The 20,172-nt window shown below is 59.7% G+C and carries 18 protein-coding genes; 11 read left to right on the forward strand and 7 right to left on the reverse strand.

Features of this window, described 5'->3' with window-relative positions; genetic code table 11:
* Positions 1-148: 148 nt before the first annotated feature.
* Together gabT and NL64_RS12640 are read left to right on the forward strand one after the other, a co-directional pair.
* On the forward strand, positions 149-1,426 hold the full coding sequence (gene gabT, locus NL64_RS12635; protein WP_034148410.1) for a 4-aminobutyrate--2-oxoglutarate transaminase: 1,278 nt from the start codon (positions 149-151) through the stop codon (positions 1,424-1,426).
* A 137-nt stretch (positions 1,427-1,563) separates the two neighbouring features.
* Complete coding sequence (locus tag NL64_RS12640; protein WP_034148411.1) at positions 1,564-2,778, forward strand: response regulator; 1,215 nt, start codon at positions 1,564-1,566, stop codon at positions 2,776-2,778.
* A 106-nt stretch (positions 2,779-2,884) separates the two neighbouring features.
* On the opposite strand, the gene NL64_RS12645 is transcribed toward NL64_RS12640, so the two are convergent.
* On the reverse strand, positions 2,885-3,874 hold the full coding sequence (locus NL64_RS12645) for a GGDEF domain-containing protein (protein WP_034148412.1): 990 nt from the start codon (positions 3,872-3,874) through the stop codon (positions 2,885-2,887).
* 254 nt (positions 3,875-4,128) lie between these two features.
* Positions 4,129-5,310: a delta-9 fatty acid desaturase DesA gene (desA, locus tag NL64_RS12650; RefSeq protein ID WP_034148413.1), complete on the reverse strand. Its 1,182-nt coding sequence runs from the start codon at positions 5,308-5,310 to the stop codon at positions 4,129-4,131.
* Between the two features lie 147 nt (positions 5,311-5,457).
* Here desA and dibA point away from each other — a divergent pair, with 147 nt between their 5' ends.
* The 6 genes from dibA to NL64_RS12680 all read left to right on the forward strand — a co-directional run bounded on the left by dibA (position 5,458) and on the right by NL64_RS12680 (position 11,763).
* Entirely contained in the window at positions 5,458-7,377 is a 1,920-nt protein-coding gene (gene dibA / locus NL64_RS12655; RefSeq protein ID WP_034148414.1) for a phosphodiesterase DibA, read from the forward strand.
* Positions 7,378-7,678: 301 nt separating this feature from the next.
* On the forward strand, positions 7,679-7,861 hold the full coding sequence (gene oscA / locus NL64_RS12660) for a sulfur starvation response protein OscA (RefSeq protein ID WP_007941032.1): 183 nt from the start codon (positions 7,679-7,681) through the stop codon (positions 7,859-7,861).
* A gap of 124 nt (positions 7,862-7,985) precedes the next feature.
* Positions 7,986-8,999 (forward strand): sulfate ABC transporter substrate-binding protein, encoded by a 1,014-nt coding sequence (locus NL64_RS12665; protein WP_034148415.1) that lies wholly within the window; start codon positions 7,986-7,988, stop codon positions 8,997-8,999.
* A 69-nt stretch (positions 9,000-9,068) separates the two neighbouring features.
* Positions 9,069-9,887 (forward strand): sulfate ABC transporter permease subunit CysT, encoded by an 819-nt coding sequence (cysT, locus tag NL64_RS12670; RefSeq protein ID WP_034148416.1) that lies wholly within the window; start codon positions 9,069-9,071, stop codon positions 9,885-9,887.
* Positions 9,888-9,899: 12 nt separating this feature from the next.
* Positions 9,900-10,769 (forward strand): sulfate ABC transporter permease subunit CysW, encoded by an 870-nt coding sequence (cysW, locus tag NL64_RS12675; protein WP_034148417.1) that lies wholly within the window; start codon positions 9,900-9,902, stop codon positions 10,767-10,769.
* A 4-nt stretch (positions 10,770-10,773) separates the two neighbouring features.
* Complete coding sequence (locus NL64_RS12680; RefSeq protein WP_034148418.1) at positions 10,774-11,763, forward strand: sulfate/molybdate ABC transporter ATP-binding protein; 990 nt, start codon at positions 10,774-10,776, stop codon at positions 11,761-11,763.
* A 127-nt stretch (positions 11,764-11,890) separates the two neighbouring features.
* Here the strand turns inward: NL64_RS12680 and NL64_RS12685 are convergent, their stop codons facing one another.
* Positions 11,891-12,412, reverse strand: coding sequence for a DUF962 domain-containing protein (locus NL64_RS12685; protein ID WP_034148419.1), 522 nt, complete (start codon positions 12,410-12,412; stop codon positions 11,891-11,893).
* An 84-nt stretch (positions 12,413-12,496) separates the two neighbouring features.
* Here NL64_RS12685 and NL64_RS12690 point away from each other — a divergent pair, with 84 nt between their 5' ends.
* The gene (locus tag NL64_RS12690; RefSeq protein WP_034148420.1) at positions 12,497-13,183 is read left to right on the forward strand and encodes a Crp/Fnr family transcriptional regulator; all 687 of its coding nucleotides are present in this window, start codon (positions 12,497-12,499) and stop codon (positions 13,181-13,183) included.
* 157 nt (positions 13,184-13,340) lie between these two features.
* Positions 13,341-13,706 (forward strand): response regulator, encoded by a 366-nt coding sequence (locus tag NL64_RS12695; RefSeq protein ID WP_034148421.1) that lies wholly within the window; start codon positions 13,341-13,343, stop codon positions 13,704-13,706.
* Between the two features lie 140 nt (positions 13,707-13,846).
* On the opposite strand, the gene NL64_RS12700 is transcribed toward NL64_RS12695, so the two are convergent.
* Entirely contained in the window at positions 13,847-14,851 is a 1,005-nt protein-coding gene (locus NL64_RS12700; protein ID WP_034148422.1) for an AraC family transcriptional regulator, read from the reverse strand.
* Between the two features lie 100 nt (positions 14,852-14,951).
* Here NL64_RS12700 and NL64_RS12705 point away from each other — a divergent pair, with 100 nt between their 5' ends.
* Positions 14,952-16,025, forward strand: a complete 1,074-nt coding sequence (locus tag NL64_RS12705) for a fatty acid desaturase (protein ID WP_034148423.1) — start codon at positions 14,952-14,954, stop codon at positions 16,023-16,025.
* Positions 16,026-16,114: 89 nt separating this feature from the next.
* Here NL64_RS12705 and NL64_RS12710 read toward each other — a convergent pair whose 3' ends face one another.
* From NL64_RS12710 to NL64_RS12720, 3 genes are read right to left on the reverse strand one after another with little or no spacing between them, the layout of a single operon-like run.
* Entirely contained in the window at positions 16,115-17,725 is a 1,611-nt protein-coding gene (locus NL64_RS12710; RefSeq protein ID WP_034148424.1) for an arylsulfatase, read from the reverse strand.
* A 14-nt stretch (positions 17,726-17,739) separates the two neighbouring features.
* Entirely contained in the window at positions 17,740-18,555 is an 816-nt protein-coding gene (locus NL64_RS12715) for an ABC transporter ATP-binding protein (RefSeq protein ID WP_034148425.1), read from the reverse strand.
* Entirely contained in the window at positions 18,552-20,150 is a 1,599-nt protein-coding gene (locus tag NL64_RS12720) for an ABC transporter permease (protein WP_034148426.1), read from the reverse strand. The genes NL64_RS12715 and NL64_RS12720 overlap by 4 nt, the downstream gene beginning before the upstream one ends.
* Between the last annotated feature and the right edge of the window lie 22 nt (positions 20,151-20,172).

Genomic DNA, 20,172 nt, shown 5'->3' on the forward strand with positions numbered 1-20,172 from the left:
GAGCGCTGTCCCTTTGCGTTGTTTCAAACCGGAATTTTCTCTGTGGCCGGGAACGCTGCGGCAGTCGATCATCGCATGCTGCCGTCGTTACTTCCCCGCCGCTTAATCCTTGAACCACGCCGACCGATGAGCGGCGAATGAGGACTTTATGAGCAAGACTAACGCTGATTTGATGGCCCGCCGTACCAATGCAGTTCCACGTGGTGTTGGCCAGATTCACCCGATCTTCGCCGAGTCCGCGAAAAACGCGACCGTGACCGACGTTGAAGGTCGTGAGTTCATCGACTTCGCCGGCGGCATCGCTGTGCTGAACACCGGCCACGTGCACCCGAAAATCATCGCCGCCGTGACCGAGCAGCTGAACAAGCTGACCCACACTTGCTTCCAGGTTCTGGCTTACGAACCGTATGTAGAAGTGTGCGAAAAAATCAACGCCAAGGTCCCAGGTGATTTCGCCAAGAAAACCCTGCTGGTGACCACCGGTTCCGAAGCCGTAGAAAACGCCGTGAAAATCGCCCGTGCCGCCACTGGCCGTGCCGGCGTGATCGCCTTCACCGGCGCTTACCACGGTCGCACCATGATGACCCTGGGCCTGACCGGTAAAGTCGTGCCTTACTCGGCCGGCATGGGCCTGATGCCTGGCGGCGTGTTCCGCGCGCTGTACCCGAACGAACTGCACGGTGTGAGCATCGACGATTCGATCGCCAGCATTGAGCGCATTTTCAAGAACGACGCCGAGCCGCGTGACATCGCTGCCATCATCATCGAGCCGGTTCAGGGCGAAGGTGGGTTCTACGTCGCTCCGAAAGAATTCATGAAGCGTCTGCGTGCCCTGTGCGACCAGCACGGCATCCTGCTGATCGCTGACGAAGTACAGACCGGCGCTGGCCGTACCGGTACCTTCTTCGCGATGGAACAGATGGGCGTTGCTGCCGACCTGACCACCTTCGCCAAATCCATCGCTGGCGGCTTCCCGCTGGCCGGTGTGTGCGGCAAGGCCGAATACATGGACGCCATCGCTCCAGGCGGCCTGGGCGGCACTTACGCCGGTAGCCCGATCGCTTGCGCCGCGGCCCTGGCCGTAATGGAAGTGTTCGAAGAAGAGCACCTGCTGGACCGCTGCAAGGCAGTCGGCGAGCGTCTGGTGACCGGTCTGAAAGCCATCCAGGCCAAGTACCCGGTAATCGGTGAAGTGCGTGCCTTGGGCGCGATGATCGCGGTCGAGCTGTTCGAAGACGGCGACAGCCACAAGCCGAACGCTGCAGCCGTGGCGTCCGTTGTGGCCAAGGCTCGCGACAAGGGTCTGATCCTGCTGTCCTGCGGCACCTACGGCAACGTTCTGCGCGTCCTGGTACCGCTGACCTCGCCGGACGAGCAACTGGACAAAGGTCTGGCGATCATCGAAGAGTGCTTCTCCGAGCTCTGATCACCGAGTGTGACCTGATCGACAAAAAACCCGCTGCGGCGGGTTTTTTCATGCCCCGCGAAACACATCCGGCGCAATTGCGCTGTATCGAAGGGCCAGCATTCGCTAAGGTTCAGGCATTGCCAGGGAGAGCTGTAATGACTGTCGTAAATTTACCCGCCATTCCAAGAGTGCTGATCGCCGAGGCCGATCCCTGGTCCCGCGATTTGCTCAAGGAAGTGTTGTTGAACGTCCGCTGCGACGCGCGGTTGGATTTGTGTGCCGACGGCCAACAGGCGCTCGAACTGCTGGCCGCCAATCCGTACGACCTGGTGATCGTCGACTGGGAATTACCCGGTGTCGATGGCCTGAATGTGTTGCGCAATGTGCGTCAGCGCAAACGCAATCCGCCGTTGCCCTTCATTCTGATGAGCAGCCGTAGCGACAGCGCCAGCGTACGCGAAGCCTTGCCTCTGGCGCCTGCCGCGTATCTGACCAAACCCCTGAACATGGAAAGCCTGACTCATCGCTTGCAGGGCTTATTGCTCGATGCCGGTGAAGAGGTGTCGTGCGAAATACCGGCGCTGGCGCCAGGCATGACCTTGTCGATATTCCTTGAGCGTCGTCGCGAGCTGGCCGAAGGCGCACCGCTGATGACTGACGTGCAGTTGGCAGTCAAGCGCAGTCTTCATCCAGAGGGCCTGGATTTGACGGTGCTGGAAGATGAAATCCGTACCGATCCACAAGTCACCGCCGTGCTGATCGCCGCTGCCAACAGCGCAGCCCAGCACCATGGTACGGCAGTACAAACCCTGGCCCAGGCGCTGCATCGATTGGGCACTGGGCAGAGCATGAACCTGATTCTCGGGCTGGCCCTCAAGCGCAGTGCACGGCTCAGCGACCCGTTCCTGTCGGACTATGCGGAGCGTTATTGGGACTTGTCGCTGCACACGGCGGAATACGCGCGGACGCTGGCACGCTTGCTCGATCTGGATCAGGCGCGATGCTACTGCGCCGGCATGCTCCATCGACTTGGTGACTTGGCGTTGCTGCGCTGCTTGCAGGAGTGGAAGCAGGCCGGTGGTGAGCTGGATGAGCAAGAAACGGTCGGCGAGGCACTGGCTGAATTCAGCGCGGCCTACGGTTCGGCCTTGCGCACCCGTTGGCGGCTGCCGCTGGAGCTGCGCGAGCTGATTGCGGCGGTCTATCAGCTCGGTGGTGGGGTTTACTCCCGGGAAGCGTTGGTGATGAACATGGCGGGACAACTGGCGCGGTTGACCGAGCATGAGGGCATCGAGGAATTGGCCAAGAGCCGAACGGCGCGGTTGCTCAAGATCGGCTTGCCGGAGTTGATGCGGATGCGCAAGAAGTAAGCCTGAACTGTGTAGGAGCTGGCTTGCCAGCGATGGCGTTGAATCTGGCTGACCGAGTCGTCTGGAATCGCTGGAAAGCCAGCTCCAGGAGGTTTGTGTTGGACGGTCAGGCGGTGACAATCCGGTTCTTGCCCTCGCGCTTTGCCTGATACATCGCTGAGTCCGCGCGGGCGAACAGGCTGTCGACGTTTTCATCCTCGTCAGTGAGGCTGGTCAGTCCCTGGCTGACGGTAATACCAAATGTCTGGCCGTCATGGCTGAATCTCAAGCGCTGGATCTCCCGTTGCACGCGCTCGGCCACTTGCAGGGCAAGGTCCGGCGTGCAGCCCGGGAATACCGCGGCGAATTCCTCACCGCCAATGCGCCCAAACAGATCGCCTCGACGTAGCGCAGCGCGTCCGCCGTCGGCGATGCGTTGCAGCACGTTGTCGCCTTCCTGGTGGCCGTAGGTGTCGTTTATCACTTTGAAGTCATCGATATCGATCATCAGGAACGACAACGGCGTGCCTTGTTGCCGCGCCAGTTCAAACTCGCGGTGGGCGCCTTCGAAGAAGTGCCGGCGGTTGCTGCTCTGGGTCAGGGCGTCGGTGGTGGCCAGACGTTGCAGCTCGGTTTCCATCTGTTTTTTGTCAGTGATGTCTTCAGCGATGCCAACAATGATCACGGGCTGCCCCGGTTCGGCCTGTCGGTTGATGAAGCATTTGTCGCTGAGCCAGCGCACTTGGCCATCGGCGGCAATGATGCGGTACTCGCGATCTTCCACGGCGCCTTTTTCCAGTACGTCTGCCAGACTGCGCTCGGCATATTCCAGGTCGTCGGGGTAAATGGCGTCGCGCCACTGGTTGTAGTCGGCTAGTAGCAGATCAGCTGGCCGGCCGAAAATCCGTTCATAGGCCGGGCTGACGTAGAGCACCTGGCGGGTTTCCCAGTTGAAAGCCCAAAGCACCGCGTTAACGCTCACCAAAAGGGTGCTGAACAGCTGTTCACGCTCGCTCAGGCGCGCCACTTCACCTTGGGCGTGCATCAACGCCAGTAGGGTTTGCGCGGCTTCGGGCCACGGCGGAAGGGATGAGTCTTGATGGTTTTGATTGACCATTTGCACAAATCTCAAAGGGCGTGCGCCGCTTCGGATTCGTAAGCGGCTACAACGAAGCCCGCCTGGAGGGCGAAGTGTCTTTGAGAGGGAGGATTTGGTGCGAAGTTCCCGCTAATTGTGGCTAGGGAGATTGCTCCTGCCGGGCGGTATTGGCGACGCGTTTTGTCGGTTAAAAACGCGTCGTCAGGTTTTGCGACTGCTGCGCAGCCGAGCGGGAGCAAGCTCCCTCGCCACACGGCAACCCTTCGACCGAGTCAGGCAGTCGGGCGCAGGGAGTAGGTTTTGAGCTGATCGGCGAAGTCGCGCAAGGATTGAATCCCGCTCGCTTCGGCTTCGTGTACCCAATCCTTGATGGCCGCCAGCATATCGTGACCATTTGAGCTGGTCTTGACCCAGATCTGCTGCAAGGCCAGGCGTTTTTCGTAAATTACCTTCAGCGCCTGGCTGTGCTCGAGCATGTTCTGGATGCGCACATGGTGTTTGTCGTCCAGCAGGCTGGTTTCCCGGGACAGCAAACGCTTGGCGCGGCGGAACTGGTGACGGACCGAGTGATCGACCTTGTCCAGCTCTTGCTTGACCAGCGGGCCGATCACCAATTTGCGGTACTGGGCCATGATCTGGAAGCGGTTGTTGAGGATCGCCATGGCGGTGTCCATGTCCAGGCTGCCTTTGCCCTCGACACGGTGGGCAATCGGCGCGACCCGCTGCACCTTGGCCAGGCGCAGAAAGCTGAACACTTGAATCCATGCCCAGCCCATATCGAATTCCCACTTCTTCACCGACAATTTTGCCGAATTAGGATAGGTGTGATGGTTGTTATGCAGTTCTTCGCCGCCGATCAGGATGCCCCAAGGCACCAGATTGGTCGCCGCATCGCGGCATTCGAAGTTGCGGTAGCCAATGGCATGGCCCAGGCCATTGACCACGCCGGCGGCCCAGACCGGGATCCACATCATCTGGATGGCCCAGATGGTGATGCCGATGGTGCCGAACAGCAGCAGGTCGATGACGCCCATGATCGCCACGCCGAGCAACGGGAAGCGGGTGTAGAGATTGCGCTCGATCCAGTCTTCCGGGCAGTTCTTGCCATAGATGCGCAGGGTCTCGGGGTTTTCCGCTTCGGCGCGGTACAGCTCGGCACCTTTGCGCAGAACGGTGGACAAGCCTTTGATGACCGGGCTGTGCGGGTCATCGACGGTTTCGCATTTGGCGTGATGCTTGCGGTGGATAGCGGTCCACTCGCGAGTGTTCTGTGCCGTGGTCAGCCACAGCCAGAAACGGAAAAAATGCTTCAGGCCAGCATTCAGCTCAAGCGAGCGATGGGCCGAGTAACGGTGCAGATAGACCGTGACGCCGACGATTGTCACGTGGGTCATCAGCAGGGTGACTGCCACCAGTGACCAGGGCGACAAGCCGAGAAAACCTTCGTACCACATAGGCTATAGGGCCCTCGATAAAGAAAAAAACAGCCGTTGCATTATCACTAAGCCCACAGATAAAACCAGTCGCCCTTTCAGATAAGAGTCGCTGGATGTGTCATTAACCTATAATCCCGTCTTTTTTGTAGGGATATGGACAGCCTTATGTCTGCCAGCTATCGCGATGCCGTGCGTGCAGCGCTGCTTTACCTGTTGCTTGCTGTGGTCTGGCTACAGCTCAGTGACTATTTATTGAACAGTTTCTTCGATGACTCGGCCGAGCTAATGCGCTGGCAACTGATCAACGGTTATGCCTGGGTGGTGCTAAGCGCCGGGTTGATCTTCATTGCCCGTGCGAGGTTGTTTCGGTGCCTTGGTGTCGGTGCCAGATTGCGCGAGCGCAGCGAAGATCGTGAGCGTTTGCGTCAGGCCGCCGCCGTGTTCGATTGCACTCGCGAAGGGGTATTGGTCACCAATCACGCAGGATTGATCGTTCATGTCAATCGCGCCTTCATGGAGATCACCGGTTATCAACGTGAAGAGGTGCTGGGTCAGCGGCCCAATCTGTTCAAGTCCGGCCATCACCCGCCGGTGTTTTACCAAGACATGTTTGCCACCCTCGATAGCACCGGTGAGTGGAGCGGGGAAATCTGGAATCGACGCAAAAGCGGCGAAATCTACCCGCAATGGCAGACCATCCGCATCATTCACGACGACCGGGGGCGGCGCAGCCATTACGTGGCGGTGTTTTCCGACATCAGCGCGATCAAGAATTCCGAACACGAATTGATGCGCCTGGCGCACCACGATCCTCTTACCGACTTGCCCAACCGTTTGCTGTTCACCGATCGCGCCGAACAGGCGCTGGCATCGGCGCAGGTCCACAAGCGCGGCTGTGCGTTGCTGATGATCGATCTGGATCACTTCAAGATGATCAACGACAGCCTCGGGCACACCCTGGGTGACCAATTGCTCAAGGCGGTAGCGCAGCGCCTGAATGCCATGTTCGGACCCGGCATCACGCTGGCGCGATTGGGTGGCGACGAATTCGCGGTGCTGGCCGAAAGTTGCCCGCAGCCGGGTCAGGCTGCGGTGCTGGCTCAACGAATCATCGAGGGTTTGAAGGAGCCATTCCCGATCGATGAACATCAATTGTTTATCAACACCAGCATCGGCATCAGCCTGTTCCCCAGCGATGCCCTCAGCGCCGAACAATTGTTGCGCAATGCTGACTCGGCGCTGTTCAAGGCCAAGAGCACTGGCCGCAACGATTATGCGCTCTATACCGAAGAATTGACTGCCCATGCCCAGCAACGGGTGGAAATTGCATTCGAATTGCGTCGGGCGCTGGATTTGCAGCAGTTGCGGGTTTTCTACCAGCCAGTGCACGACCTTCTGAGTAGTCGAGTGATTGGTGTCGAGGCGCTGGTGCGATGGGCGCATCCGCAACGCGGTGTGGTGTCGCCGGCAGAATTCATTCCCGTGGCCGAACGAACCGGATTGATCGCCGAAATCGACGCCTGGGTGATGCGTCAGGCCTGTCAGCAGATGTGCGAGTGGCAACAGGCTGGCGAGAAGTTGTCGTTTGTTGCGGTGAATGTGTCATCGCGCCTGTTCGCCCGTCGTGAGTTGTACCAGCAAGTCGCCCAGGTGTTGCGTGAGACCGGGTTGGATCCGGCTTGTCTGGAGCTGGAAGTCACCGAGAGCGCGGTGATGGAAGATCCGGAAGTCGCGCTGGAGCAAATGCATCGACTGCGCGAATTGGGTGTGCGGCTGGCCATCGATGATTTCGGCACGGGGTATTCGTCACTGCTGCGGCTCAAGCGATTGCCGGTGCAGAAGCTCAAGATCGATCAGGGCTTTGTCGCCGGTTTGCCGTGGGATGAGGACGACGCGGCGATTGTACGGGTGATCATTGCGCTGGCCAAAAGCATGGGGATGCAGGTGCATGCCGAAGGGATCGAGCAGGTCGAGCAAGCGGCGTTTTTGCTGGAGCAAAGCTGTGATCTCGGCCAGGGATACTGGTTTGGGCGGCCAGTGCCGCCTGGGCAGTTGGACTGGATGCATGCGCCGGTGATTGCTTGAACGCGTAATCTGCTTCTTATTTGTGGCGAGGGAGCTTGCTCCCGCTCGCCTGCGCAGCAGGCGTAAAGATGGGGGCCGCTGCGCGACCCAGCGGGAGCAAGCTCCCTCGCCACAGGAATGCGTGTGTTTCAGAAATGCAGGAAAATCCTCCCAAACCCTTGTCCCGCCAAATAATGTCTTCTGGTTATATAAACATTCTTAAATAGTCTTTTTAAGAATATCTGCGCCTCTCTACTATTGGTCTCACGCCGCAAGCAGTGCCGCCACTGCCAGGCAACCTCTCAGTCGAAGGAGCAGCACCATGAGCGCATCTCTACGTAGCGTTGACGGCCAGGACGAAGCAACCATCCTGCGTGAAATCCAGAGCGCCCTGCGCGACCTGCGTTTTGGCGCAGTGGAAATCACCGTCCACAACGCCCAGGTCGTTCAGATCGAACGCAAAGAAAAATTCCGCTTGCAGAACCCGGGCAACAAACCGAGCTGAAGCGAAAGATCAAAAGATCGCAGCCTTCGGCAGCTCCTACAGAGAGCGATCCATGAACCGACACCGCGATTCCAGAAATCCATAAGAACTAGCCAACACAATTAGAATTCCAGGAGCTTTCACCATGTCGTCGATTCGCCATTTCGCTTTGGCCGCCCTGGCCAGCGCCCTTTTTGCTGGTTCCGCGGTTGCCAAGGATTACGAACTGCTCAACGTGTCGTACGACCCGACCCGTGAGCTGTATCAGGACTACAACGCTGAGTTCGTGAAGTACTGGCAGAAGGATCATGCCGGCGACAACGTGAAGATCCAGCAGTCCCACGGTGGTTCGGGCAAGCAGGGCCGCGCGGTCATCGACGGTCTGCGCGCCGACGTGGTGACCCTGGCCCTGGCCGGTGACATCGACGAAATCGCCAAGCTGGGCAAGACCCTGCCGGCCGACTGGCAGAAGCGTCTGCCGGAAGCGAGCACGCCGTACACCTCGACCATCGTGTTCCTGGTGCGCAAGGGCAACCCTAAAGGCATCAAGGACTGGGGCGATCTGGTCAAGAACGACGTTTCGGTGATCACGCCGAACCCGAAAACCTCCGGCGGTGCGCGCTGGAACTTCCTCGCCGCCTGGGCCTACGGCCTGAAAGCCAACGGTGGTGACGAAGCCAAGGCCAAGGAATACGTACAGACCCTGTTCAAGCACGTGCCAGTTCTGGACACCGGTGCTCGCGGTTCGACCATCACCTTCGTCAACAACGGTCAGGGCGACGTGTTGCTGGCCTGGGAAAACGAAGCCTTTCTGGCCCTGAAAGAAGATGGCGGCGCCGACAAGTTCGAAATCGTCGTGCCTTCGCTGTCGATCCTCGCCGAGCCGCCAGTGGCCGTAGTCGACAAGAATGCCGAGAAAAAAGGCAACGAGCAGATCGCCGAAGCCTACCTCAAGCACCTGTACAGCCCGGCCGGCCAGGAAATCGCGGCGAAAAACTTCTATCGTCCACGTGACAAGGATGTGGCCACCAAATACGCCCAGCAGTTCCCGAAACTGGATCTGGTGACGATCGATAAAGACTTCGGCGGCTGGAAAACCGCGCAGCCGAAATTCTTCAACGACGGCGGCGTGTTCGACCAGATTTACCAGGCGCAGTAATCTTAAATAGCTATCAAGGAGCCCCGGATTTATCTTCGGGGCTTTGCGCATTCTCAACCAAGGACTTTTATGTCGCGTCGTATCTCCCCCGTCATACCCGGCTTCGGGCTGACGCTGGGTTACACCTTGGTGTACCTCAGCCTGATTGTGCTCATACCACTGGCGGCGATGTTCGTGCATGCCGCTCAACTCACCTGGGATCAGTTCTGGGCAATCATCTCGGCGCCACGGGTGCTGGCGGCGTTGAAGCTGAGCTTCGGCACCGCGCTCTATGCCGCGATCATCAACGGCATCATCGGCACGCTGCTGGCCTGGGTGCTGGTGCGCTATACCTTCCCTGGACGAAAAATCATCGATGCGATGATCGACTTGCCGTTCGCATTGCCCACCGCCGTGGCCGGTATTGCCCTGACCGCGTTGTACACCCCGACCGGTCTGGTCGGTCAATTTGCAGCGGATTTGGGATTCAAGATCGCCTACACCCCGCTCGGCATCACCCTTGCCCTGACTTTTGTGACACTTCCATTCGTAGTACGTACCGTACAGCCAGTATTGGCTGATATTCCGCGTGAAGTCGAAGAAGCCGCAGCGTGCCTGGGTGCGAAACCGTTGCAGGTTTTCCGCCATATCCTGGTGCCGGCATTGCTGCCCGCCTGGCTGACCGGCTTCGCCCTGGCCTTTGCCCGCGGGGTCGGCGAGTACGGTTCGGTGATTTTCATCGCCGGCAACATGCCGATGAAAACCGAGATCCTGCCGCTGCTGATCATGGTCAAGCTCGACCAGTACGATTACACCGGCGCTACCTCCATCGGTGTACTGATGCTGGTGGTTTCTTTCATTCTGTTGCTGCTGATCAACTTGCTGCAGCGGCGCATCGAAACCCCATAAGGAGGCGCGAACATGTCCCAATCGTCTATTGCTGCCGCTTCCTCGAACGCTGCCCGTCGTGGCAGTGCGACTTCGCGACGCATACTGATCGGCCTGTGCTGGCTGGTATTCACGCTGTTCCTGGTATTACCGCTTTTCATCGTGGTGTCCCAGGGCCTGAAAAATGGTCTCGGTGCGTTCTTCACCGCGATCTTCGAACCGGATGCGTTGTCCGCACTGAAGCTCACGGTCATTGCCGTACTGATTTCAGTACCGCTGAACGTGGTGTTCGGCGTCAGCGCCGCATGGTGTGTGAGCAAATACTCGTTCCGCGGCAAGAGCATGCTGGTGACGCTGATCGACCTGCCGTTCTCGGTATCGCCGGTGATCGCCGGTCTGGTCTACGTGCTGATGTTTGGCGCCCAAGGCCTGTTCGGGCCGTGGTTGCAGGACCACGACATTCAGATCGTCTTCGCCTTGCCGGGCATTGTGCTGGCGACGATTTTCGTCACCGTGCCGTTCGTGGCGCGTGAGCTGATCCCGTTGATGCAGGAGCAGGGCACCCAGGAAGAAGAGGCCGCGCGTTTGCTCGGGGCCAATGGCTGGCAGATGTTCTGGCACGTTACCGTACCTAACATCAAATGGGGCCTGATCTACGGCGTGGTGCTGTGTACCGCGCGGGCCATGGGTGAATTCGGTGCGGTGTCGGTGGTTTCCGGGCACATTCGCGGGGTGACCAACACCTTGCCGTTGCACGTCGAGATCCTCTACAACGAATACAACCACGTGGCCGCGTTCGCCGTGGCGAGCCTGTTGCTGATCATGGCGCTCTTCATCCTGCTGCTGAAGCAGTGGAGCGAAAACCGTATTAACCGCCTGCGCGCCAGCGCCGCGGAGGAATGAATTCATGTCGATCGAAGTGCGTAACGTCAGCAAGAATTTCAATGCGTTCAAGGCGCTGGACAACATCAGCCTGGACATTCAAAGCGGCGAACTCGTGGCGCTGCTTGGCCCGTCCGGCTGCGGCAAGACCACGCTGCTGCGGATCATTGCCGGTCTGGAAACCCCGGATCAGGGCAATATCGTGTTCCACGGCGAAGACGTCTCCGGCCACGACGTGCGTGATCGCAACGTCGGTTTCGTGTTCCAGCACTACGCCTTGTTCCGCCACATGACGGTGTTCGACAACGTCGCGTTCGGCCTGCGCATGAAGCCGAAAAACCAGCGCCCGAGCGAAAGCCAGATCGCAACCAAGGTTCACGAACTGCTGAACATGGTGCAACTGGATTGGCTGTCGGATCGATACCCGGAACAACTTTCAGGCGGTCAGCGTCAGCGTATTGCCTTGGCCCGTGCGTTGGCGGTGGAGCCCAAAGTGCTGCTGCTCGACGAACCGTTCGGCGCCCTCGACGCCAAGGTCCGTAAAGAACTGCGCCGCTGGCTGGCGCGCCTGCACGAAGACATCAACCTGACCTCGGTATTCGTGACCCACGACCAGGAAGAAGCGATGGAAGTTGCCGACCGTATCGTTGTGATGAACAAGGGTGTGATCGAGCAGATCGGCTCGCCGGGCGACGTCTACGAAAATCCGGCCAGCGATTTCGTTTATCACTTCCTGGGAGATTCGAACCGTCTGCACCTGGGCGAAGACAAGCACGTGTTGTTCCGTCCGCACGAAGTGTCGCTGTCGCGGCATGAACTGGATGATCACCATGCGGCCGAGGTCCGGGATATCCGTCCGCTGGGCGCGACGACGCGGGTGACGCTGAAGGTTGAAGGGCAGAGCGATCTGATCGAGGCCGAAGTGGTGAAGGATCACGACAGCCTGATCGGGTTGGCGAAGGGCGAGACGCTGTTCTTCAAGCCGAAGGTCTGGCAGAAAGTCGCGAACATTTAAGATCAAAAGATCGCAGCCTTCGGTGATCGACACAAATCCCTGTAGGAGCTGGCTTGCTAGCGATGAACGATAACGCGGTGTGTCATACGCACCGTTATCGCCAGCAAGCCGGCTCCTACAGATCCGGTCAAGCCGCCGCTTTTTTTGGATTAACCCGCACACCCCCCGCCCGCGCCTCGATCTGCTCCTTCAACTCATTCCGCATCCCCAGCAAAAACGCCAGCTCAACCACCACAAACAACGGCCCGACAATCAACCCCGTCACATCATCGACGAACGCCGGTTTACGCCCCTCGTAGTGGTGCCCGACAAACTGAATCGCCCAGCCAATCACAAACATCGCCACGCCGCTGCTCAACCACACCAGCGTGCTTTGCTGCGCCAACACTTGTCCCGCCCAAACGCACAGGCCTAGCAACACGGTCATCAGCACCCCAAGACGTAATTCCAGGCGCAGGTAAAACCACGCGGAGGCCAGCGCTACCAGCATCGCCGGTGAAAGCCAGCCTCCGGCCCATTGCGGACGCGACAGCAGCACTGCAACCGCCACCACAATCAGCGGAATGCCAACGAAGTGCGTGGCGATGTTGCGCGGGTCACGGTGGTAGGCGGCGTATTGACTCAGATGGTCAACGAGGCTTTTTTTCATTGTTATTCCTCCTGTAGGGTGAACGATCATGCCTCGGGGCCACTTCTTGCTCTGTCAGCCAGGCGACAATCTCTAGGAGTTTTCATGGATATGCAGGTCTGGCGTCCACGCCTGTTGCGCGGTCAGTGGTTCAGCCATTTGCCTGTTTCCCTACAGGATAGTCTGCTGGACGCCGCAAAGGTGCGGCGGTTGTCGGCGGGGCAGCGCTTGTTCCAGCGTGGCGATCAGCCCTGTGGCCTGTACGCGGTGCTCGAAGGCGCGGTGCGTATCGGCGCCGTGAACGAGCAAGGCAAAGAGGCGTTATTGAGCCTGGTGGAGGCGCCGCATTGGTTCGGCGAAATCTGCCTGTTCGATGGCCAGCCGCGCACCCACGATGCGTATGGAATGGGCCCGTGCACGCTGCTGCACATCCCGCAAACCGCGCTGCTGGCGTTGCTGGATGCACAGCCGGTGTATTGGCGGCAATTGGCGCTGCTGATGAGTCAGAAACTGCGCCTGACCTTCATCAATCTCGAACAGCTGAGCCTGATGCCGGCCCCGATACGGCTGGCGCATCGCTTGCTGATGATCGCCGAAGGCTACGGCGAACTCGACGAACCGCGCCGCGTTCTGCAACTGCCGCAGGAGCAGCTTGCTTCAATGCTGTCGCTGTCACGCCAGACCACCAATCAGATCCTCAAGGATTTGCAGGGGCAGGGAATTTTGAAGTTGGGGTATGGCGAGATTGAGATTCTGGATGTGCAGCGGTTAAGAGCGTTGATTGTGGTTTGAGCCGAAACCTGTAGGAGCCGGCTTGCTGGCGATCAATCCTCAAAGGCGCGGAGATTGCGAGGCCGTCATCGCTGGCCAGCCAGCTCCTACAGGGGAATAAAGGTGGGCTTTACCCGAGAAGACGCCTAGCCTGTGATGACGTTAATCGAGGTGTGCCATGCGTGTGTTGCTTGTGGAAGACGAACCCGAACTCGCCAAACTTCTGGCCAATGGCCTGAGCGAGGCGAGTTTTGCGGTGGATGTAGCGGTCAACGGAATGGACGGCAGACGCTTTATCGAGGAAGGCGCATACGAGTTGATCATCCTCGACGTCATGCTGCCGGGGCTTAATGGTTGGCAGTTGCAGCAACAGATCCGCAAACTCGGTGAGACGCCGGTGCTGTTTCTCACCACCACCGACGGCATCGAAGATCGCCTGCGCGGGTTGGAGTTGCATGAGGATGACTACCTGCTCAAGCCATTTGCCGTGAGTGACCTGGTGAAGCGGGTGCGCAAGTTGTTGCGGCGCGGTCAGGGTCGCTGAATCCTGTGGTGTTTGAACAATCGCTATCGCTGGCAAGCCAGCTCCCACAGTGATTGGTGTGAATCACAATTGCATGGTCAACCGAAAAACCTGTGGGAGCTGGCTTGCCAGCGATGAGGCCGGTACGTCCCGCGAAGAACTCAGCGCAACCCATCCCTAAACTGCCCCGGCGTCATCCCCGTCCAGCGCTTGAACGCGCGGCTGAAGCTGCTGGTATCGGCAAACCCCAGTAAATAACTGATCTCACTCAATGAGCATTGCGGATCACGCAGGTGCAATAGCGCCAGGTTTTCGCGGCTTTCGTTGAGCAGCGTATCGAACCGACAACCCTCATCCGCCAAGTGCCGTTGCAGGCTGCGCAGGCTCAGGTGCAGGGCCTTGGCGATGTGTTCGGCGCTGGGTTCGCCTTCGGGCAGTTGCTCTTCAATGGCATCGCGGACCTTGCGCTCCCACGTCAGCGGCTTGAGTTGCGCAAGGGTGCGTCTGAGCACGGTTTCGTTGTGCTCGGCCAGTTCCGGGTTGGCGTCATCCAGGTGACTGTCGAAGTCGACAAGGGCGAATTCCAGCCGGTCTTCGTCGGCGCCGAAGTGCACTGGCGAGCGAAAGACTTTATGCCATTGATGCGCGTCTGCCGGCTCCGGGCGCCGCAGGTACGTCGCCAGTGGCGCGTAGTCCCGGCCCAGGCGATTGCGACAGGTGCGCACGTAAATCGCCATGAACGCATCGATGGCTTCAAAGGCCGGGGCCGGGTTGCCGCAGGGGATTTTCAGGCAAAAAAGGTAGCGATCCTCGGTGCGGGTCAGCTCCAGTTCCAGGGCATCGCTGACCACCTGGTGATAGCGCACGATGCGTTCGAACACTTCACGCAGGCTGCCGCTGGCCACCAGCGCATAACCCAACGCGTGGAAGGTGGTCGGGCTGACGAAACGTGACACGCGCAAACCAATTGCCGGGTCGCCGCTGACCTGTACCGCCAATTCCCACAGGCGCGTGGTGCCGGACAATGGATAGCGCGCGTTCGGGTCTTCCATCAACTGTGGATCGAGTCCCGCTTGCTGGCACAGGCTGGTGCTGTCGAAGCCCAGGGCATCGAGTTGCTTGCGCAATGCGCGGGTCCAGCTGGCGAGGGAGGTCGGTTCAGTCATGCTGATTGGCGCTTCCGGTCAACAGGTTGGCGTTCTCGGCTACCGCTTTGGGTAGGTGAAGCAGGCAGGATGCGAACATCAATAACCAGAGGATGGAAGCATGCAAGGTACTTCTGCAAGTCCCCAGCGACTGAATGCCGCTCAGCGATCAGCCCATATTCGCGAAGTGGTGTTGGCCAAGGGCGTCGAACTGCGCCAGCGCTACCCGATTCTGACGCATCAGGACGCCTTGGGCGCGGGCATTCTGGCCTTCGCGCTGGTTGGCATGATCGGTTCGGCGGCGCTCTACATTGAAGGCCATATGGCCTGGTGGGTGTGCTTGCTGCTCAACGCTTTTTTCGCTTCGTTGACCCACGAACTTGAGCACGATTTGATTCATAGCATGTACTTCCGCAAGCAGCGGGTGCCGCACAACCTGATGATGGGCCTGGTCTGGCTGGCGCGGCCGAGCACCATCAATCCGTGGATCCGCCGTCATCTGCACCTCAATCACCACAAGGTGTCCGGCTCCGAAACCGACATGGAAGAACGCGCCATCACCAACGGCGAGCCTTGGGGTTTCGCGCGCTTGCTGATGATTGGCGACAACATCATGTCGGCGTTTATTCGCATGCTGCGGGCCAAGACCTGGGCGCACAAGTTCAGCATCATCAAGCGCACCCTGAAGGTCTATGCGCCGCTGGCGCTGATGCATTGGGGCGCGTGGTACGTGTTTCTCGGCTTCCATGCCGCGAACGGCATAGCTTATCTGCTGGGCGCGCCGATCGAATGGTCGGCGACCACGTTGTCGGTGATGCACGTGATTGATATCGCGGCAGTGGTGATCATCGGCCCGAACGTACTGCGCACGTTCTGCCTGCACTTCATCAGCTCGAACATGCACTACTACGGCGACATCGAGCCGGGGAACGTGATGCAGCAGTGCCAAGTGCTGAACGCCTGGTGGCTGTGGCCGTTGCAGGCGTTCTGCTTCAACTTTGGCAGCAGCCACGGGATTCATCATTTTGTGGTGAAGGAACCGTTTTACATTCGCCAGTTGACCGTGCCGGTGGCGCATAAGGTGATGCGGGAGATGGGGGTGCGGTTCAATGATTTGGGGACGTTTGGGCGGGCGAATCGGTTTGTGAGTAAAGAGGAAGTTCGGGGTGAAAACGTAGAGGGTGTGCGGGTCTGAGGGCCCCATCGCTGGCAAGCCAGCTCCCACAAGGACCGCGACAACCTGTGGGAGCTGGCTTGCCAGCGATAGCGATCTTTCAGGCAACATCAATCCGGCTGAAACGGCGACTCACTCAAAATCACCCCGGTCTCATCCACATACTTCTGCCAATGCTCGATCAGCAAATTGAGTTTCTCCGGCCGGCTCAGCGCCAGATCATGAATCTCCCCCGGATCGCTGCCCAAATCATAAAGCTGCCAGGTCGCCGGCCCCACCGGCCCCGGGATGTAGACCGCTTTCCATTGCCCCTGACGAATCGCCCGGCGACCAAACAATTCCCAACCGGTCACGGTGTGCTCGTCATGCACCTGTGCCGTTTCGCCGGACAAAAACCCTAGCCACGACTTTCCACGCAGTTCCGCTACTGGCTTGCCGCGCCACTGTTTGCCCGGGTGACGCACCCCGGCCAGATCGAGAATGGTCGGCGTGACGTCCATCACCGTGCCAAACCCGTGGCTGATCTGCCCCTTGAGCGGCAGTTGCGGGTAATGCACCAGCGCGGGCACGCGAATGCCGCCCTCGGTGGTGAACGCCTTGAACAGCCGCGAGGGCGCGGTCGCCACTTGCGCCCAGTTCGGCCCATACCAGACGTAGGAGTTGGCGCGACCGATGTTGTCCAGGCTGTTGTCGTAATGCTGATTGAGGTAGGTCAGCAGTTCCGGACCGAACTTCGGAAAGGCTTCCAGCAGCGCGCCTTCGGCACCGTTATCGGACATGAACAGGATGAAGGTGTTGTCCAGTTGCCCCTGTTTGCGCAGGTAATCGACGACGCGACCGATGTTCCAGTCCATGCGCTCGACCATCGCCGCATACACCTCCATCGCCCGCGCGGAAATCTGCCGTTGTTCGTCGTTCAACGCGTCCCATTGAGCGTTGAGCTGGATCAGTGGATGCGGTTCCACATCCGCCTCGATCAGCCCCAACGCCTTGAGCTTTTCCAGGCGTTCCAGACGCAGCACTTCGGGACCTGCGTCATAGCGGCCACGGTATTTTTCAACCACGTCAGCAGGCGCTTGCAACGGCCAGTGTGGCGCGGAAAACGGCAGGTAAGCGAAGAACGGCCGGGTCTGGTCGCGCTCCTTGAAGTATTGCAGCAGCTTGTCGCCGAAGGCATCGGAGGAATAGAAATCCTTCGGCAGTTCGTCGATGAATTGATCGTCTTCGATGTACAGCGCTGGGGTGGATTTGAGCAGGCCCGGTGTGTGTTCGTCGTAGGTCGGTTCGAAACCATAGTGGTTGGCGGCACCCGGCAACAGCGAGAACGAACGTTCGAAACCCCGGGCATGGGGCGCCAGTTCGGCGGTCAGGCCCAGGTGCCATTTGCCGCTCATCAAGGTCTGATAACCGGCTTCGCGCAACAGCTCGGGCAAGGCGACGACCCGGTCGTTCAGATGCCCCTCGTAACCGGGTTTGCCGATCAGCTCCGGGGTCAGCGCTTCGGCCATGGTGCCGATGCCGGCGATGTGATGATCGGTACCCGTCAGCAGCATCGAACGGGTCGGCGAGCAGGTCGGCGCGGTGTGGAAATCGGTCAGGCGCAGGCCGTTGTTGGCGAGGGCGTCGAGGTTGGGCGTACTGATTTCGCCGCCGAATGCGCCGAGATCGGAAAAGCCCAGGTCATCGGCCAGGATCACCAGAAAGTTGGGACGTTGCGGCATCAAGAATCTCCTGTTCAGCAGGCAATGAAGGACAGCGGCAAATCACGCACCTGCACCGGCACCGGCGGTTGGTAGTGGTCGTCGCTGGTGAGTTCGTGCAGCAGCTCTTCGCGCAGTTGATGGAAGTCGAAACTGCTGCGCTGGCGCGGATGGGGCAGGGCGATGTCGACCACTTTTTTGATGCGTCCGGGACGCGGCTCCATCACCACCACGCGGTCGGCGAGAAAGATCGCTTCCTCGACATCGTGGGTGACCAGAATCGTGGTGATTTTTGCCCGCGCGCGAATCGCCAGCAGTTCGTCCTGCATCTGCTGGCGGGTCAGGGCATCAAGGGCGCCGAAGGGTTCGTCCAGCAGCAGAATCCGTGGGCTGGCCACCAGGCCACGAGCTATTGCCACCCGTTGCGCCATGCCGCCGGAGAGCTGGTGCGGATAGGCGCGGGTGAAGTCGCGCAGGCCCACCAGGTCGATGAAGGCACTGATGCGTTTGTGCTTTTCATCAGCGCTCAAGGGCTCGTTGACCAGGCCCAGGCCGATGTTGTCGGCCACCGTCAGCCACGGGAACAAACGGTGTTCCTGAAAGACGATGCCGCGTTCGCCGCCGATGCCGCTGACGGCTTTGCCATCGACGCTGATCTGCCCGCGAAATTGCGTATCGAGGCCCACCAGCAAGCGCAGCAACGTGGATTTGCCACAGCCGCTGGAACCGACGATGGCGACGAATTCACCCTCGGCGATGTCCAGGTTGAATTCGCGAATGGCCTCCAGCTCAAAGCCGTCGACGTCGAAGGATTTGCCTACATGGTTGAAGCTGACGATGGGTGCGTTCATGCGTGTCTCCAGCGGGTAGCGCGGATTTCCAGGCGTTGGCCAATGAGGTTGAGCAGGGCGCCAGTGAGGCCGACCAGCAACATGCCGGCCATGATCAAGTCCATGCGCAGCAGTTGTTGGGCGCCGATCATCTGGCTGCCAATGCCGCCGTTGGACGGCATGAAATATTCGGCGCCGATGGTGCCGAGCCAGGCATAGATCAGGCTCAACCTGAGCCCGGCGAAAATCCCAGGTGCGGCCCCCGGCAATACCAATCGGCGGAGACGTTGCCGCAGATTAAGGCGCAACACTTGGGCGGCCTCATTCAGTTGCGGCGAGAGGTTGGCGACGCTGCGTTGGGTCGCGATGAACAGCGGAAAAAAAGCAGCGAGACCAACGAACACCCACTTGGCCAGTTCGCCCAGGCCGAACCATGCGGTGAGCAGCGGCACCCAGGCGAAAATCGCGATCTGACGCAGCGCGGCGAGGGTCGGGCCGAGTACCCGTTCGCTTGTGCGCGACAATCCCAGCAACAGGCCCAAGGCAAAACCGAGACCACCGCCGAGCAACAGCCCGCCCAAGGTGCGACCCAGGCTCAAGGTCATGCCGCTGATTAATGTACCGTCGAGCAAACCGTCCCACGTGGTTTCCAGCACCGACAACGGGCTGACCAGAATGTTGGCGTCGACCCATTGCTGATTCGTCGCCAGTTGCCATAACAACAGCAACACCAACGGCAGCAACCAGGGCTGCAGGCGCTGCCAGCCTTGATACTTCGGGCCTCTGCGGATTTCGGCTGTGGCGGGATGTGGCCAGTGCACCAGTTTTCTGTCCAGCAGGCCGATGCCGCGATCCATGGCCACGCCGATCAGCCCGATCACGACGATGCAGACGAACACGATGTCGAGCATGAACAGCTGTCGCGCCCAGACCATCAGGTAGCCGATGCCTTCGCTGGAGGCGAGCAGTTCGACGGCGAGCAATGAGGTCCAGCCTGCGGCCAGCGCCAGGCGTACGCCGGCCATGAAGGCTGGTAGTGCGGCGGGCAGGACGAGGCGACGGATCAGCAGGCGTGGCGGCAGGCGCAGCACCGCAGCCGCTTCACGCAGCTTGGGTTGTGCATCGCGTACGCCGACCAACGTGTGCAGAGTCACCGGCACCACGATGGCCTTGATCAGCACCACCAGTTTCAATACTTCGCCGATGCCGAAAAACACCATGAACAACGGAATCCACGCCAGCGTCGGGATTTGCGACAACCCGGCGAATGTCGGGAACACCAAGCGTTCGAGTGTGCGGCTGAAACCCAGCGCGGCACCCAATATCGCACCTGCCGTGATCCCGGCGAGCAGGCCCCAGAACAGGCGTTGCAGGCTGATCCACAAATGGCTCCATAACTCGCCTTGGGACAGTTCAACGGCGCTGTTCCAGACCAGCGACGGCGCCGGCAGGATTTGTTCACTCATCCACTGATTGCGGCTTGCCAGCCACCACAGGGCTAACAGGCTGAGTGGCAGTAGCCAGGGCAAAAGTTGCTGGCTCAGTGTTGGCCAGAGCCGCCGACCGTTGAGCGATGGGGCGGCCAGCGGCAGGCTGAGCAGGGAAACACGGGCCATGGGCGACCTCCGTTGTCGGGTT

It is taken from the genome of Pseudomonas fluorescens, from assembly GCF_000802965.1.
GTDB classification, from domain to species: domain Bacteria; phylum Pseudomonadota; class Gammaproteobacteria; order Pseudomonadales; family Pseudomonadaceae; genus Aquipseudomonas; species Aquipseudomonas fluorescens_A.

What these genes read in the sequence shown, in the direction of transcription:
- gabT (WP_034148410.1), top strand. Translation starts at nt 149, where the DNA reads ATGAGCAAGACTAACGCTGATTTGATGGCCCGCCGTACCAATGCAGTT.
- NL64_RS12640 (WP_034148411.1), top strand. Translation starts at nt 1,564, where the DNA reads ATGACTGTCGTAAATTTACCCGCCATTCCAAGAGTGCTGATCGCCGAG.
- NL64_RS12645 (WP_034148412.1), bottom strand. Translation starts at nt 3,874, where the DNA reads ATGGTCAATCAAAACCATCAAGACTCATCCCTTCCGCCGTGGCCCGAA.
- desA (WP_034148413.1), bottom strand. Translation starts at nt 5,310, where the DNA reads ATGTGGTACGAAGGTTTTCTCGGCTTGTCGCCCTGGTCACTGGTGGCA.
- dibA (WP_034148414.1), top strand. Translation starts at nt 5,458, where the DNA reads ATGTCTGCCAGCTATCGCGATGCCGTGCGTGCAGCGCTGCTTTACCTG.
- oscA (WP_007941032.1), top strand. Translation starts at nt 7,679, where the DNA reads ATGAGCGCATCTCTACGTAGCGTTGACGGCCAGGACGAAGCAACCATC.
- NL64_RS12665 (WP_034148415.1), top strand. Translation starts at nt 7,986, where the DNA reads ATGTCGTCGATTCGCCATTTCGCTTTGGCCGCCCTGGCCAGCGCCCTT.
- cysT (WP_034148416.1), top strand. Translation starts at nt 9,069, where the DNA reads ATGTCGCGTCGTATCTCCCCCGTCATACCCGGCTTCGGGCTGACGCTG.
- cysW (WP_034148417.1), top strand. Translation starts at nt 9,900, where the DNA reads ATGTCCCAATCGTCTATTGCTGCCGCTTCCTCGAACGCTGCCCGTCGT.
- NL64_RS12680 (WP_034148418.1), top strand. Translation starts at nt 10,774, where the DNA reads ATGTCGATCGAAGTGCGTAACGTCAGCAAGAATTTCAATGCGTTCAAG.
- NL64_RS12685 (WP_034148419.1), bottom strand. Translation starts at nt 12,412, where the DNA reads ATGAAAAAAAGCCTCGTTGACCATCTGAGTCAATACGCCGCCTACCAC.
- NL64_RS12690 (WP_034148420.1), top strand. Translation starts at nt 12,497, where the DNA reads ATGGATATGCAGGTCTGGCGTCCACGCCTGTTGCGCGGTCAGTGGTTC.
- NL64_RS12695 (WP_034148421.1), top strand. Translation starts at nt 13,341, where the DNA reads ATGCGTGTGTTGCTTGTGGAAGACGAACCCGAACTCGCCAAACTTCTG.
- NL64_RS12700 (WP_034148422.1), bottom strand. Translation starts at nt 14,851, where the DNA reads ATGACTGAACCGACCTCCCTCGCCAGCTGGACCCGCGCATTGCGCAAG.
- NL64_RS12705 (WP_034148423.1), top strand. Translation starts at nt 14,952, where the DNA reads ATGCAAGGTACTTCTGCAAGTCCCCAGCGACTGAATGCCGCTCAGCGA.
- NL64_RS12710 (WP_034148424.1), bottom strand. Translation starts at nt 17,725, where the DNA reads ATGCCGCAACGTCCCAACTTTCTGGTGATCCTGGCCGATGACCTGGGC.
- NL64_RS12715 (WP_034148425.1), bottom strand. Translation starts at nt 18,555, where the DNA reads ATGAACGCACCCATCGTCAGCTTCAACCATGTAGGCAAATCCTTCGAC.
- NL64_RS12720 (WP_034148426.1), bottom strand. Translation starts at nt 20,150, where the DNA reads ATGGCCCGTGTTTCCCTGCTCAGCCTGCCGCTGGCCGCCCCATCGCTC.